Below are 15213 nucleotides of genomic sequence, written 5' to 3'. Positions count from 1 at the left end.
GAAGGCCTCCTTCCCAACCCTGAAGGTAGGGAAGGAGGCCTTCACGGACTTGCCTCCGTCCGAAACGCGCGGCTCACGGGTTGCAGCGGGCGCCACGGATCGAGACCGGTTCGGTGGTGTAGATGTGGCGGCCGTCGGTCGCCCGCAGCTGGAAGCAGTACCGGCGCGCCGGGTCGACCGGGATGTCCAGGCTGCGCTGGCGGTGCGCGACGAGCTGTTTCGTCTCGAGCCGCTCGCCCGCCATGATCACGACGAAGTCCAGTTCGCCTTCCGCGGTCCAGGTCAGCTGCACGTGATCGCTCTGATCCTGAGGCGGGGCGAGGGCCAGCTTGACGTCCGGGGCAGGCGCGGAAGCCGGTGCGGGAGGCGGGGTCGCCGCCGCCACCGGGACGGCCTGCCCGCCGATCTCGGCCGGGCCGAGAAACAGCGGCACGACGGCCACCCCGGCGACGAGCACCCCGGCGCACGCCAGGGCGACGGGCCGCCAGGGAATCCCGCGTTCGGTCTTGAGGGGGCCGCTGAACTCGCGGACCAGGGTGCGGCCGCCCGGCGGCGGCGCCTGCACCACCTGGACCGGCGCCGGGGCCGCGTGCACCGGCTGGGCCGGGACGGCGGGGCGCCGGACGTTGGCGAAGTCGTCGAACTCGACCTCGGTGTCTTCTTCTTCGCCTGGCGCGTCAGCGGATTCCGGGGTGACGACCTCTCCGCCGGGCAGGCGCAGCTTCGTGAACAGCCGGGCCAGCGACGCGACGTCCTGTGGCCGGTCGGCCGGTTCCTTGGCCAGCAACCGGAGGATCGTCGCGGAGAGTTCCTGGGGGACACCGGGATCCTGGATCGGGGCGACCGGTTCCCGCAGCACCTGGAGGATCCGCTCGCCGGGCTGCTGACCGGTGTGCCGGGGAAAGGGCGGTGTGCCGGTCAACGCGGCGTAGAGCACCGCGCCGAGTCCATAAAGGTCGGACGCGGGGGAAAGCGTGTCGTCGCGCAGGGTTTCCGGCGCGGTGTACTCGACCGAGTACATCGGGTCGCGCGGGAACCGCCGCCGCAGCGCCACCCCGAAGTCGGCGAGCACGAACTCGCCGGACGCGCGGTAAAGCACGTTGTGCGGGCTCACTCCGCCGTGCACGACATCGGCCCCGTGCGCCGCGGCGAGCGCCGACGCGATCGCGGCGCCGAGGGCGAGAACGTCGGGAACACCAAGCCGGGCACCGGAATCCAGCAGATTCGCCAGCGAACCCTGGCACAGTTCGCGGCGGAAACCGGACCGGCCGTCGGGATGGGAAAGGACCTCGTCGATCTGCAGGACCGACCTCGTCGACCGCACCGCGGCCAGCGCCTTCCGTTCGCGTTCGAGCCACGCCGAGGTCTCGCGGTCGAAGGAACCGGGGAACATCTTGACCGCGAAGTCGTTGCCCGTGGCGGGATCCCGGCCCGCGTACACGGTGGCGATGGGGCCCTGGGCGAGCAGCCTCGGTCCGCCGGGGGTCTGGATGTCCATGACCCCATTGTCGCGCAAGAAGGCCGGATCCGTCGCACTTTCCCGGCGGCAGGTTCCTGCCGTGGCCGCCCGGCCGTCCGGTCGGCGGCGGACTCTTTCCCCATGCAGACTGCCGGCCTGGTCAGGGTCACCATCACCACTCCGCACCGGCGCATCGACATGGCGCTGCCGGAACACGCCTCCGTCGCCGAAATCCTCCCCGGCCTGCTCGCGCGGGCGGGCGAGGGGATGGCCGACGACGGGGTCGCCGGCGGCGGCTGGCAGTTGCGCCGCGCCGACGGGTCCGCCTTCGATCTGGACCGGACGCTGGGCGCGCACCGGGTCCGGGACGGCGAGATCCTCCATCTGACGCCGCGCCGCGCCGAATGGCCGGAGCCCGAATACGACGACCTCGTGGACGCCATCGCCACCGGTTCCGGCCTCACCGGCCTGGCCTGGGGGCCGCGGCACACGCGGCGGGCCGGGCTCGCCGTCGGCGCGCTGGCGATGTCGTTCGGCCTGCTCGCGGTGCTGCGCGCAGGCCCGCCGTGGACGTCACCGGCGTCCTGGGCGCTGGCGGTCTCCGCGCTGCTGCTGGCCGCGGGCGTCCTGCTCGCGCGGGCGCTGCGCGACGCCGGGGCCGGGGCGGTGATCGCCGCCGTCGCGCTTCCGTTCGCCTTCACCGGCGGCGGTCTGCTGCTGGCAGGTGACGACCCGATCGGGGAGCTGTCCGCCGGGCATCTGCTGCTGGGGAGCGCGGCGCTGCTGCTCGCGGCCGTCGTCGGCCACCTCGGGGTGACCGCCGCGCCGGAACTGTTCGCCGGGGCGGCCACCGTCGGCCTGCTCGGGGTGATCGGCGGCTGGCTGGCCACCTTCGACGACCTCGCGGGCTACCGGTCGGCGGCCGTGATCGGCGGCGGCGTGCTCGCGCTCTCGACCACGTTCGCGCCACTGGCGCTGCGGCTCGGCCGGGTGCCGATGCCGGTGCTGCCGAGGTCGACCGCGGACCTCGTCCGCGACGATCCCCAGCCACCGCTTGACCTCGTGCACGCCGCCGTGGCCAGAGCGGACGCGCTGCTCACCGGCATGCTCGGCGGCGCGGCGATCGTCGTCCTGTACTGCCAGCTGCAGCTGATCCGCAGCGACAGCGGGGCCGCGGTCATCCTCGTCGCCCTGCTCGCGGCCGGTTCCCTGGTGCGGGCGAGGTTGTACCCGATCCTGCGGCAGCGCTCCCTCTTGCTGGTGACCGGGATCTTCGGCGCCGGATGCCTGCTCGCGGGCCCGCTCATGACGGACCGTTCGCTGCTGCTCGTCCTGGCCGGGCCGCTGTCCTTGGCGGTGGCCGCCGGCGTGATCGCCTCCGGTGTCGTGCTGAGCACCCGCGCCGCGAACCCGTACCTCGGCCGGATCGCCGAGTACTTCGAGATCCTGGTGATGATCGCCGTCGTCCCGGTGGCGTGCTCGGTGCTCGGCCTGTACGGCTACGTGCGCGGACTGGGGGGCTGAAACCATGGCGTCCAAACGAGACCAGCTGCAGGCGTACCAATTCCTGGTGCAGCGCGCGATTTCCGCGCTCGTGACCAGGGAGACCGATCCGGAACAGCCGCCGTTCCGCCGTCCGTCGGGAGCCACCTTCGCCGGGATCGCGGTGGCGATCGTGGCGCTGGCGTGCGTCGGGGTCTACGGGATGATCGTGCCCGGCGGGAACAACGCCTGGCGCAAGAACGCCGCCGTCATCGTGGAGAAGGAGAGCGGTACCCGGTACGTCTACCTCGACGACCGGCTGCACCCGGTCGCGAACTACGCGTCCGCGTTGCTGCTGCTCGGCGAACACGGCACCACGGAACGGGTTTCGCGCGATTCGCTCGCCGGAGTCCCGCGAGGGCCCCGGATCGGCATCGCCGACGCGCCGGACGGCCTGCCCGGCCCCGAAAAACTGCTCACCGGGGCGTGGTCGCTGTGTTCCGCGCCCGCGAGCGACCTGGCGGGCAGCCGGATCGAGGAATCGGTGCTGCTGGCCGGTGCCTCGCCGTCTGGCGGCGCGGGACTGGGAGATCAGGCGCTGCTGGTGGAATCGACGTCGACCGGCGACCGGTTCGTCGTGTGGCGCGGGCACCGGCACCGGATCAACGACTACGGCGCCGTCGGCACCGGGCTGGCGCTCACCGCCGAGCCGTGGGCGCGGGTCGGCATGGCGTGGCTCGACGTGCTCCCGGAGGGCGCGCCGATCGGGCCGTTGCCGGTGGCGGCCGCTGGCGAGGTGTCCACCGCGGTACCGGGCCGGGCCGACATCCGGAACGGGATGCTGCTGATGGTGCAGACCTCCGGTGGCGGACAGCAGCACTACCTCGCCGAACGGGACGCCCTGCGGCCGATCTCCGAACTGCAGTACGACGTCCAGCGCGCGAGCGCCCAGCTGATCGCCGCCTATCCCGGTACCGAACCGAAGACCGTGCCGCTGCCGCCTTCGCTGGCGACCATGTCCCGGCAGCTGGATCCGATCCAGGCCGAAGCGGGCGCGGCGCCCGCCACGCGTCCGGCCATCGCGCGCCTGCGTGACCGGGACGCCACCGTGTGCGCCACTTTCGGTGACGGCTCCGCGGCCCCCGCGCTGACCGTCGATCCGGCACTGCCCGCCGCGGATCCGATGTCCACCACCGCCCGGCGGACCGCGGGCGGGACACCGCTCGCGGACCGTGTCCACGTGCCGCCGGGTGGTGCGATCGTCGTCGAGGCGATGCCTTCGGCGCAGGCCCCGGCCGGGACGCTGACCGTCGTGACCGACATGGGACGCCGTTATCCGCTGTCTTCACCCGAGGTCCTGAAGATGCTCGGGTACCCGGCCGCGCGTCCGGTGCGGCTGCCCGCCGGTCTGGTGGCCCGGCTGCCGGAAGGGCCGAGCCTCGACCCTTCCGCCGCCCGCCGCCAAACCCTGGGCGGCTAGCCCCCCTGCGCACTACGTATGGAAGTCCGTGAAGGCCTCCTTGAGGGACTCAGAGTCCCTCAAGGAGGCCTTCACGGACTTTGCCGACGGTGGGGTCAGCGCCGCCAGAGGTCTTCGTCCAGGATTTGCGCGGAGCCAGGCTCATCCTGCTGCCGGGCGCGTGCCAGCGTGAATCCGGTGTCCGGTTCGCCGACGGCGGCCCGGCCGCGCAGCTTCGCCGGAACCCCGTCGCTCTTGCCGGACGACGTCCGCTTGCCCGATCCGTTCCGCCCGGTCGGCTGGTCGCTCGAACCGGGGCGCAGCGTGCCCGCCGTGGCCTGGCCGCCACCGCCTTGGGGCGACATCATCGGGGGGACCCCCGTCCCCGCGGATTTCGCGCTTCCCGTGTTCGCGGCGCCGGGCTGGATCTCGGACGCCAAGCTGGGCGCACGCTTCCCGGCGACCGGCTTCGCGGCGCCACCGAGGCCGCCGATCCCGCCCGCCGCGCCGATCCCGCCGAACAGTCCCGACGGCATCGGGGGCAGACCGGAACCACCGGGCAGCCCGCCGCCGAGCCCGCCGAGCGACGGGAGCGAGCTTCCCGTGGACGGCAAGGGAGCGAGGCCCGCCAGCGAAAGTCCGGACGAGCCGTTCTGCCCGCCCAGCCCGCCCAGCCCGCTCTGCCCGCTCAGCCCCTCCGCGCCCGTCCCACCGCCGAACGAACCCGCGGTCTCGGCGAGGCCCTGCAATTCGGTGAGCGCGTCCATCCCGGCCTCGGCGGCGGCGAGGAAGTCGGTCGGGGAATTCCCTTTCGCCGAAACGGCTTCCTGTGCCGGGAGCAGATCCGACGGCGATTGGATGCCCGCGGCCGCGCAGACGCTGAGCATCGAGGTGTCGAAATGCCCGCCCAGTTCGGTCATTTTCAGGCCTGACGCCTGCTGGATCCCCAAAGCCGCCAGCGCGCCGAGCGGGTTGAGGACGGCGAGGCGGTACTCCGCGTGGAGCGCCGCCACCGCGGCCGCGGTGGCCGTGACGTCGGAGGCGAGGGTCGTCAGCGTTTCGGCGGGTTTGGCCAGGTCGATCCGGTCGCCCCAGAACTTGAGTTCGGCCAGCGTCCGCTGCGCCTTCTCTTCGTGCTGACGACCGGCGTCGTCCGTCCATTCCGGGGAGAGCTCGCCGACACGGGTGCTGACCTCGGCGGCGGTGGTGTCGATCCAGGCGCGTATTTCGGTCCACATTTGCGCGGCTTCGAGCATGGCCGGGACCTTGCCTGCTTCGGCGCGCGCCATCTCATCGTGCATTTCGATGGGGAGAAGCTGGTAGGGAATCATCGATGGCTCCTCAGACACTCGCCTGCGAGCCGTCGGCCGCAGGGGTCTCGGTGGATGCGTTCTGGGACTGCGGGGCCTGGCTGATCGAGCTCGACGCCTGCTTCAGCAGGCTCAAACCCTTCTCCGCGACCTTGAAGGACGACGCGGCCAGTTTCAGCGCGCTCGCCGCGTCCGCGGCCGTGTAGCCCGCGGCGATGGCCTTGACCTTCACCGAGTCCGTGGCGAGATCTTCGGTGATCTTCGCCAGGAAGGCCGTCATCTCGGCGGTCGCGGCCTTGTCCAGCAAGGTCATCGCGATTCCTTCGAACAACCCGGTCACATTCAGGCCGCTGCCCGGCCTGGCCAGGGAACCGGGCAACGCCGGCGCTTTGAGCTTTCCCGAATAGGCGGCCATCGCCTCGGGGTCACCGTCGACGTAATCGGGCATGAGCCCCCTCCTTTACTGTCCGGTGCGGTATTTCGGTTCGTCGTGCCCGGTCGGGCCGACCTGCCACAGTTCCTCGTCGAGCAACTGGACGGTGTTCTCGCCGTCCCACCGCCGTTCGGCGGCGGGTGGCGGGGTGGCGGGGTTCGCGCGTCCTGTCCGGCCCCGCAGCGAAACACCCGGTGTGTTGTCGGGTTTCCGCGATCGGACGGCGTTGACCTGCTCCGCGGCTCCGGGACGGATCCCGCTCGACGAAGTCCCTCCGCCGGCGTGCGGCGAATGCATGGCGGGCATCATTCCCGGAGCCGCCGTCCCGCCGCCTGTCGCGCGCGACACCCCGGCGGCTCCCGACGTCGTCCCGATGCCGGAAAGCGGCGCTCCCGGTATCGCGGCGCCGAGGCCGCTCGTGGCGGACAAGGGGGCGGAGCCCGTCGTCGAGGGAACGCCACCTCCGCCGCCGCCACCGATCCCCGCGCCGCCGGTGTCCAGACCGGCCAGGCTGGGAAGTCCCGACGAATCACCCGGCAGGCCAAGGGAATCCGGCAGACCGGGAAGCGGAGCGGGCTTGATGGGTTCGAGACCGCTGTGATCGCCGGGCAGCTCGGTGCCCCCACCGCCGAGCTGCTGCAGCAAGCTGCTCGCCGCGTCCAGCGCCCCCGAACCGCTGTCCAGCAACGACGAAGCGGCTTCCATGAGGGACTGCGGTGTTTCCTCCTCCGAGGGGGTTTCCGGGGTGACGGGGGTAGCGGGCTCGGCCGGTGTCGCGGGCTCGGCGGGCGTGCCTGCCCCGGTCTCGTCCGTGGCGGTTCCGGCCGGGCCCGTGCCGTCGCCGGTCGAGTCCTGGCTTGCCGAGGGAACGAACGCCCTCGGCCCGGTCCAGTCCCGGCCGATCGCCTGGGGCAGCACGTAGTACGAGACGAGGAAGTACTCCGACGCCAGCTGGTCCAGCTGCCCGCCGATGCGGTCGCTGTAGTCCTTCTCTTGCTTGGCCTTCTGCTCGTCGTCGAGGCGGAAGAACTCTTCGGCCTGGCCCGCGGCGTAGTCGTAGGTCGTCCGGACGTGACTCGCCAGCGTCCGGAGAAGCCGGGCCACACCGCTGAGGGCGATCCCGTCGACGGCGTCCCGGACGGCGTAGGCGTTCTGTGTCGGCGAAACCGGGATCGGGTAGTCCGTGACCTGTTTGGTCTCCACCGTCCACGTGCGCAGGGAACCGAGGTCCTCTTCCGCGCGGGCGGCGAACGCCCCGCCCGCGGAGTCACCCCAGTGGCCGTCGTGCACGAGGGTGTCGACCTCGTTGCCGAACCGGACGAGTTTGTCGTCGATCCACTGGTTCGCCTCGTCCAGCATCTTGGCCGTGCCGTCCAGTTTGTCGGCGTGCCGGACCTCGGCCCGGATCCGGTCGAACTGGTCCTTGACCCGGAAACCCTTGTAGCTCATCGGCGTCTCCTACTTCTGCACGCCGACGACGGCGACCGGGAACTGGGGGGCGACCTCGGGGAGACCGGTGTCCTGCCGTTTCGCGACGTTCGACAGGATCTCCCGTCTGGCGCTGTCCGAGGCGGCGAGATATTTCTGCCCCTCGTCCCGGACGAACAGGCCGTACGCGTGCAGCCCGTACCTGACGTCCGTGATGAACTTCTGGAGCTGGTGCGTGACCTTGGCCTCGATGTCGGTCAGATCCCCGCATTCGCCCATCCCGCCGGCGCACGCGGGTTCCACGCTGTACCGGAGAGCTTCGGGGATGTCCTGCACCAGGGTGAGGACCCGTTCCGAGAACGCCTCCATCGCCGCGGTGTCGCCGTCCGTGTGATCGCCGTATCCCATCGCCCACCTCTGAAATCGTCTGTTTTTCCGAAAGAGCTATTCACCCGGCGGCAGCCAGGCCAGCTGGACCAGGCCCTTGGTGCCGCGGCGGTCGATCAGCCAGCCCCGGCCCGGCGGCAGCACCTGAGCCCGCATACCGCCGAGCAGCGGGCCTTCGTCGCGGTCGCCGGACATCATCAGACCGGGCGCGCCGACTTCCCTGACGCGGCCGAAGAGCGGTTCGAAGATCCCGCGCCCGGCGCCGCCGGTCCGGCGGGCCAGCACCAGGTGCAGACCGACGTCCGCCCCGTGCGCGACCAGGTTCAGCAGCGGGAGCAACGGATGCTCCTTGTGCGTGGCCACCATGTCGTAGTCGTCGACCAGGACGAAGATCTCCGGTCCCGACCACCAGTTGCGCGCCCGCAGTTGCTCGGGCGTGATGTCCGGTCCGGGCAGCCGCTGTTCGCAGATCCCGGCCAGTTCGGTCAGCAGCCCCCGGCTGTGCGTATCGCCGGTGCCGTAGGCGAGCAGGTGCTCGTCCCCGACCTCGCCGAGCAGCGCGCGGCGGTGGTCGATCAGCACGATCTTGGCCTGCTCGGGCGTGTAGGCCCTGGTGATCCGGCGGGCCAGCAGCCGCAGGAAGGAGGTCTTGCCCGATTCGGTGTCGGCCAGCAGGAGGAAATGCGGGTCCGCGCCGAAGTCGAGGCGGAACGGGGAGAGATCCTTTTCGTGGATCCCGACGGCGATTCCGGCGTCGGGGCCGGTGGTCCGGTCGGATTCCGGGAGTTCCTCGTACCGCAGGACTCCCGGCAGGAGCCGGACCGAAGGCGCGGGTTCGCCCGGCCAGCCTGTGCGGACGGTCTCGACCAGCGCGGCCAGCCCCTCGGCGAGGTCGTCCGCTTCGGCCTTGCCGTCGACGCGGGGCAGGGCGATCAGCATCTGGTGTCCCTGCATGGCGAGTCCGCGGCCCGGCGCGCCGGACGGCACGCTCATCGCGGCGCGGCGGTCGATGGCCGAGTCGATCGGATCGCCGATCTTCAGTTCGAGCCTGCTGGCGAACAGGTCCCGCACGCTCATCCGCAGATCGAACGAGCGGGTGCACGAAGCCACCACGTGCACGCCGAAGGACAGGCCGCGCGCGGTGATGTCGTTGACCGTCTCCTCCAGTTCGGGGAAGTCGTTCCGCAGCGTCAGCCAGCCGTCGACCACCAGGAACACGTCGCCGTGCGGATGCTGCGGGAACTTGCCTTCGGCCCGGAGCCGCCGGTAGGTGACGATGCCGTCGATCCGGTGCTCGGCGAACATCCGTTCCCGTTCGGCCAGCAGGGTGGCCACCTCGGCGATCGTGCGGCGGACCGCGCCGGTGTCGAGCCTGCCGGACACACCGGAGACATGGGGGAGGCCGCTGATCGAAGCGAGGGTGCCGCCGCCGAAGTCCAGGCAGTAGAACTGCACCTCACGCGGGGTGTGGGTGAGCGCGAGGCTGGTGATCAGCGTGCGCACGGCGGTGCTCTTGCCGGTCTGCGGCGCGCCGAGCACCATCAGATGGCCTGCCGCACCGGACAGATCGAGGGTCAGCAGGTCGCGCCGCTGCTCGAACGGCCGGTCGACGATCCCGAGCACCGGCCGCAGCGCGCCGGCGAGTTCGGGACCGCCGGCGGTCACCCCTCGACCGGGGTGGACGGTCAGACCGGGCAGGAGCGCGTCGAGGGTCGGCGATTCGTCCAGCGGCGGCAGCCATACCTGGTGCGCGGGCGTGCCCTGGCCTTCCAGGCGGTCGACGAGGATGTCGAGGAGGGTCTCGCCGACGGCCGTGTCCTGGTCCTCCGCCGGGGCGGCTTCCTCCAGTTCGTCGAAAGCGACGTCGGGAGCGACATAGGACGTCGTGTACTCGTGCAGTTCCAGCTGCTCCCGTCCGGCCGACGGCAGCGGGATCCCGTTGTCGCGCTGGTAGACGCCCGAGACGTAGGCGGCGCGGAACCGGTCCATCGGCTCGGTGCCGACCTTGAGGAAGCCGTGTCCCGGAGCACGGGGCAGGTGGAACGCGTCGGCCACCCCGAGCACCGCGCGACTGTCCATTTCGGAAAAGGTCCGCAAACCGACGCGATAGGACAGATGGGCTTCGAGCCCGCGAAGCCGTCCTTCGTCGAGGCGTTGTGAGGCGAGCAGCAGGTGCACGCCCAGCGAGCGGCCGACGCGGCCGATCTGGACGAACATGTCGATGAAGTCGGGTTTGGCGGACAGCAGTTCCGAGAACTCGTCGCAGATCACCAGCAGGGTCGGGACCTCGGGCAGCGGCGCGCCCGCGGCCCGCGCCTTTTCGTAGTCGCGCAAGGAGGAGAAGTTCCCGGCCGCGCGCAGCAGTTCCTGGCGGCGGATGAGTTCGCCGTTGATCGCGTCGGTCATCCGGTCGACCAGATGCAGTTCGTCGGCCAGGTTGGTGATCACCGCGCTGGTGTGCGGGAGCGCGTCCAGCCTGGCGAAGGTGGCGCCGCCCTTGAAGTCGACGAGCGCGAAGTTCAGCGAGTTCGGCGGATGGGTGACGGCCAGCGCCAGCACCAGGGTCCGCAGCAGCTCGGACTTGCCGGAGCCGGTCGCGCCGATCAGCAGGCCGTGCGGGCCCATTCCTTCCTGAGCCGACTCCTTCAGGTCGATTTCGATCGGGGCGCCGTCCGCCTGGATCCCGAGCTTCACCCGCAGCCGGTCCCGGTTCGGCCTCGGCAGCCAGGTGTCTGCCGGGTCGAAGTCGTAGGGATCCCCCAGCTGCAGCAGTTCCGCGAGCCCCAGCTCCGACGTCAGCGAGGCCTCGCCGGGCAGGCCCGCGGTCAGCCGAAGCGGGGCCAGCTGCCTGGCCAGCCCTTCGGCGGCCACCGGGCCGAGCGTGTCCGCCTGCCCGAGCGGTGCTTCGCCGTCGATGGTCTCGCTGACCAGCGCGCCGCCGGCGTCCACCGCCAGCACCACCGAGGTCCGGTCCAGCGCGCGCGGCGGCATCGTGGTGAGGTCGACCACCGTCACGCCTTCGACGCCGCCGCCGGTCATCAGGTGGTCGGAGCCCGCGACCGAGCCGCCGTCGAGGACGACCACCACATGCGGGCCGGGTACCCGGACATCCACCTCGGGGTCGAAGCGCGGGCGTTTGCCCAGTTCCTCTTCCAGCATCGATTCCAGCCCCTGGATGCCCGGCGCGACCAGGCGCAGCGGGCCGAGCGCGTCGGTGCGTTCCGGATGCAGCGCGTGCGGCAGCCACTTGACCCAGTCCCAGTCGGCGTACCGGTCCTGCCCGGCGCACACCGCGATGCGGAGGTCGTCCGGGGAGTGCAAGGTGGCCAGTTGCGCCAGCATCGCGCGCAGGACGCCGAGCGACGCGGCACGGTCGCCGCGCAGGAAGATCCGGCTGAACCCGTTGACCGCGATCGCGATCGGCAGCCTGCCCACCGTGGTGTAGGTGGTGATGAACCGGCGCAAGGCCAGCGCCGACAACGGTTCCAGCTCTTCGAGCGGTTTGGTGTCCGGTGCGATCAGGCCGAGCGAAGGCGACTGCGGTCCCTGTCCGATCCTGGCGATGCCGAAGTCCTGGTCGTTCTTGCGCCGCTCCCACAGCCGGTAACTCGAAGCCAGCGACCACAACGTGGCGGGGTCCGGGTGCAGGTACTCCATCGCCTCGCGCTGCCTGCGCACCGAACGGCGCAGCCGCAACCGGTGCTGGGAAAGGTGGCGCAGGTACTTTCGCCTGGCGTAGGCCATTTCCCGTTTGCTGGGGCCTCCGCCCTGTAGGAAACCGGTGACGACCATGCCGAGCATGCCGACGCCCATCAGGCCGTAGATGACGAACCGGATCTGCCCGGTCATGCTGCCGGAGTACATCAGCAGCATCGCCGCCATCATCGCCACCATCGGCAGCACCATGAAGATCTGCGTCCACTGCCGCGCGGGCGGCGGCGGGATCTCCGGCGGCGGCTGCAGGATCAGCTCACCGGCCGGCATTTCCGGAGCGGGCCGTCGGCTCGGTCGTTTCACCATGATTGTCGCCACGTTCCCGATCGTCCGCGAAGACACGTGCCTTCCGGCGGCCTTGGCAGGAACTTGCCGCGGGCCCGAGTACGGCGGCCCGCCGACCTAGCCTCGGGAAGAGTTCGGGACAGCAAGGAAAGGAGAATCGAGCATGTCGTACTGGGATCAGATCGACGACGACACCATCGCGTTGCGTGCCCAGGCCGTGAGTCTCTCGGAATTCGGCCAGAACATGGCGGACGGTTCCAAGAAGGTCGCGTCCGCGATGGAAGAAGGAGCCGCCGCGAGCAGCGGGACCTTCGTCCCCGCCATGTGCGATGTGGACACGTCGCGTCAGGGCGCGACCGGAATGCATGTCGGGCAGGCGTCCGACACCACGGACGGGATGCACACCGCGGCGGGCATCATCGTCGACCACGACTCGGAAGCGTCGCGGGTGTCACAGGGATCGGCGACCTACGGCCTCTTGGCCAGGATGTAATTCGGAAGGGAGACTGGCAATGGTGACGCAACAGGGACGGGTGACCGCGAGCCGGGAAAACGGCGACATGATGGTGAGTTCCCTCACCGAGGACGCGAACCACCAGATCGACAACGTCAGCCAGCAGCGGAACGGTTTCGAGTTCCTGTACGACTCGGATGTCCGTTCCGGCTACGGTTTCGAGCTGAACCAGCAGGTGCAGAGCGACCTGGTCAAGGCGAACGAGAACTTCAACGTCCAGCTGGGACAGGCGAAGGGAGTGGGCGACGCCCACGAGATCCTGCTGGACGCGCCCCGGCAGGCGGCACAGCTGCTCAAGGGCCTGTGACTGAGAGTCCATTAAGGACGAAGAGGCCCCGGCGAGCTTCGGCTCGCCGGGGCCTTCTTTTCGGTCGGGTGGCAGGCGGGGCCATCGAAGGGCGATCACGCGTGATCAGGCGGCGATCACGTGTGATCAGAGACGGAACTCGCGTGATCAGACGACGATCACCGAGTTCGCCGTCTGATCACGCGTGATCCGTTCCTGATCACGCGAGTCACGTCTTCGCGCACCGCGGGTTCAGACGCGACGCCACCTCGGCCTCACCTCTCGATCACCCGAAGCGCCGGTCACGACCACCCCGAGGAGCTACTTCGGGAGCAGGAAGATCTGCTCCGGCGGCTCGACCGCGGCGGGTTCGGCGGGCAGCGGCGCCACCCTGCCGGGCCGCCAGCGACGACGGCGGCCGCGCAGCGCGACGGTCACGCCCAGCGCGGCTACCACGATCGCGGCGATCGCGGCGGCGGTGAGCCATTTCGCGACCGTTCCGGTCTCCTGGAGCCGCTCGGCCCGGTCGAGTGCCGCTTGGTCGACCGGTCCCGGTGTATACGCGGGCAGGGCCGCGGGCTTCGCCGTGTCGAGTCCGTCGGTCACCGCGCGATACGGGTCGGCCAGTCCCGCGCCGTAGGCTTCGCTCGCTTTGCCGCCCCGCGCCGGGCTCGCCGTCGCCTTCAGCCGCTGGATCACTTGCGCCGCCGACAACTTCGGCCACGCGGACCGCACCAGCGCGGCCGTCGCGGAGACGAACGGCGCGGCGAAACTGGTCCCGTCGACGTAGGCGTGACCGCCCGCCCGTGTGGTGGCGAGCACCTTCGCCCCCGGCGCGGTGATCCCGACGTAGGGACCGATCTGGGAAGCGGTCATCCGGGCTCCGTCGATGTCCACCGCGCCCACCCCGAGCACACCGGGGTAGCCGGCGGGGTAGGACGGCAGTCCGGGATTCGCGTCCCGCTGCGAGTTGCCCGCCGCGGCGACGACCACGGCGTCCTTCCAGACGGCGTACGCGACGGCGTTCCGGATGACGGGGAAGTCGCTCAGCCCCGCCAGGGAAAGGTTGATCACCTTCGCGCCCTGATCCGCCGCGTACCGGATGCCGTTGGCCACGACCTGCGGATCGATCCGCAGCGAGTCGCCTTGGTCGCTCAGGTCCCGGTCGGTGATCCGCACCGGGAGGATCTCCGCGTCCGGGGCGATGCCGTGGAATCCGACGCCCGGCACCGGATCGGCGGCGATGACACCGGCCACCCCGGTGCCGTGCGAGACGCAGTCGAAGGAGCCGGGTAGTCCGCCCGGCAGGTAGAAATCCCTGCCCTGCTGGACTTTCCCGGCTCTGCTGAGCTGGGGATGGTCCGCGTCGACACCGGAGTCCACCACGGCCACCAGCACGCCGGCGCCCCGGCTGTACGGCCAGACCCGTTCGGGCGAGAGGAGGCGCTGCGCCCAGGGCTCGGCCTGGACCTCCGCGTGCGCGGGCTCTGGATCGCGGCAGGCCCCCGCGGGCGGGGCCGCGTAGGCCGGGGCGACGGCGCCGCACTGAAGCGCGACCAGCGCCGTCGCGGCCGCGAGCATCCGATGTCTTTTCACCCTTGCGATCGTCGGACGGCGACCGGCGGACCGGCGCCCGCTGGCCGCAACCTGCCACCGGGCCTCGGCGGCCGTGCGGCGGTCGCAGACTGGGACGGAGACCAGGTGGGAGGCACCGTGAAGACGTCCGGGAACAGGTACGACGACTACCGTCGGATGGCCGAAGAGCTCCGTGCGGCCCAAGACCGGATCGCGCGACTGCGGGCGACCGCCGAATCCGACGACGGGTTGATCAGCGCGACCGTCGGCGGTTACGGCGAACTGGTCGAGCTGGTGCTGGACCCGCGCGTCTACCGGGCCCCCGACTCGGTCGCGCTGGCCCGGTCCGTCAAGGACACGATCCACCGCGCCGCCGAACGCGCGCAGGAACAGTGCGCGGCACTGCTCGCCGGCCACGTGCCGGAGAACCCCGGAGCCGCCGATCTGCGGTTCGGGCCCGCCCTGCGCCAGCTGGACCGGCAGATCGCGGGGGAGCGCCGATGACCTGGCTGAGCCTGAACGGCGACGACGTCGCCGACATGGACCCGGACGCGACCGGCTCCTACATGGGGAACCTGCGCGGCGCGGCCGCGGATCTCCGCGACGGCTGGACCCGCGACAACAACCGGATGGTCGCCGCCACCCAGATCGGTGACGGCCCGTTGGGCAAGGCGTTCACCGAGCTGCTCACGAGCAAGGACCAGCCTGCCTCACCGGGTAAGGAGCAGCCGTTCTTGCCGGACAAGGCCAGGGAGGCCGCGGCCACGGTTCCCGGCTTCTACGTCCAGGTCGCGGAACTCGGCGAACTCCTGGTGACGGTCTACGTTGCCCACGACAGCGAAGCCGCCGCCGCCATCTGGTCGTCGGTCCGCTGATCGGCG

General features: G+C 71.0%; 13 protein-coding genes. 6 read left to right on the top strand and 7 right to left on the bottom strand.

What is annotated here, in order from left to right; all coding sequences use genetic code 11:
• Positions 1-73: 73 nt before the first annotated feature.
• A complete protein-coding gene (locus AMYAL_RS0108215) occupies positions 74-1498 on the bottom strand; it encodes a serine/threonine protein kinase (RefSeq protein WP_026466857.1) in 1425 nt (474 codons plus the stop codon).
• 102 nt (positions 1499-1600) lie between these two features.
• On the opposite strand from AMYAL_RS0108215, the gene eccD reads away from it, so the two are divergent.
• Complete coding sequence (gene eccD, locus AMYAL_RS0108210) at positions 1601-2983, top strand: type VII secretion integral membrane protein EccD (RefSeq protein WP_020630826.1); 1383 nt, start codon at positions 1601-1603, stop codon at positions 2981-2983.
• Between the two features lie 4 nt (positions 2984-2987).
• Entirely contained in the window at positions 2988-4421 is a 1434-nt protein-coding gene (gene eccB / locus AMYAL_RS0108205) for a type VII secretion protein EccB (protein ID WP_020630825.1), read from the top strand.
• A 95-nt stretch (positions 4422-4516) separates the two neighbouring features.
• Here eccB and AMYAL_RS0108200 read toward each other — a convergent pair whose 3' ends face one another.
• From AMYAL_RS0108200 to AMYAL_RS0108180, 5 genes are read right to left on the bottom strand one after another with little or no spacing between them, the layout of a single operon-like run.
• On the bottom strand, positions 4517-5731 hold the full coding sequence (locus AMYAL_RS0108200) for a hypothetical protein (protein WP_026466856.1): 1215 nt from the start codon (positions 5729-5731) through the stop codon (positions 4517-4519).
• Positions 5732-5741: 10 nt separating this feature from the next.
• Positions 5742-6158, bottom strand: a complete 417-nt coding sequence (locus AMYAL_RS0108195) for a hypothetical protein (RefSeq protein WP_020630824.1) — start codon at positions 6156-6158, stop codon at positions 5742-5744.
• A gap of 12 nt (positions 6159-6170) precedes the next feature.
• Positions 6171-7592: a hypothetical protein gene (locus tag AMYAL_RS47770; protein WP_026466855.1), complete on the bottom strand. Its 1422-nt coding sequence runs from the start codon at positions 7590-7592 to the stop codon at positions 6171-6173.
• Between the two features lie 9 nt (positions 7593-7601).
• Entirely contained in the window at positions 7602-7979 is a 378-nt protein-coding gene (locus AMYAL_RS0108185) for a hypothetical protein (protein ID WP_020630823.1), read from the bottom strand.
• Between the two features lie 36 nt (positions 7980-8015).
• A complete protein-coding gene (locus AMYAL_RS0108180) occupies positions 8016-11990 on the bottom strand; it encodes a type VII secretion protein EccC (protein ID WP_026466854.1) in 3975 nt (1324 codons plus the stop codon).
• Positions 11991-12120: 130 nt separating this feature from the next.
• Between AMYAL_RS0108180 and AMYAL_RS0108175 the strand changes: the two genes are divergently transcribed.
• A complete protein-coding gene (locus AMYAL_RS0108175; protein ID WP_020630821.1) occupies positions 12121-12450 on the top strand; it encodes a hypothetical protein in 330 nt (109 codons plus the stop codon).
• A 19-nt stretch (positions 12451-12469) separates the two neighbouring features.
• Positions 12470-12778: a hypothetical protein gene (locus tag AMYAL_RS0108170; protein ID WP_020630820.1), complete on the top strand. Its 309-nt coding sequence runs from the start codon at positions 12470-12472 to the stop codon at positions 12776-12778.
• A gap of 300 nt (positions 12779-13078) precedes the next feature.
• On the opposite strand, the gene mycP is transcribed toward AMYAL_RS0108170, so the two are convergent.
• Entirely contained in the window at positions 13079-14338 is a 1260-nt protein-coding gene (gene mycP, locus AMYAL_RS0108165; RefSeq protein ID WP_020630819.1) for a type VII secretion-associated serine protease mycosin, read from the bottom strand.
• 120 nt (positions 14339-14458) lie between these two features.
• Between mycP and AMYAL_RS0108160 the strand changes: the two genes are divergently transcribed.
• Both AMYAL_RS0108160 and AMYAL_RS0108155 read left to right on the top strand, forming a co-directional pair.
• On the top strand, positions 14459-14836 hold the full coding sequence (locus AMYAL_RS0108160; RefSeq protein WP_020630818.1) for a YbaB/EbfC family nucleoid-associated protein: 378 nt from the start codon (positions 14459-14461) through the stop codon (positions 14834-14836).
• Positions 14833-15207, top strand: coding sequence for a hypothetical protein (locus AMYAL_RS0108155; RefSeq protein WP_020630817.1), 375 nt, complete (start codon positions 14833-14835; stop codon positions 15205-15207). Before AMYAL_RS0108160 ends, AMYAL_RS0108155 begins: the two co-directional genes overlap by 4 nt.
• Positions 15208-15213 lie beyond the last annotated feature (6 nt).

Origin of the sequence: Amycolatopsis alba DSM 44262 (genome assembly GCF_000384215.1) — a bacterium.
Lineage (GTDB): Bacteria > Actinomycetota > Actinomycetes > Mycobacteriales > Pseudonocardiaceae > Amycolatopsis > Amycolatopsis alba.
Note: the sequence above shows the minus strand (reverse complement) of the source record. Positions and strands in the feature narration are given on the sequence as shown.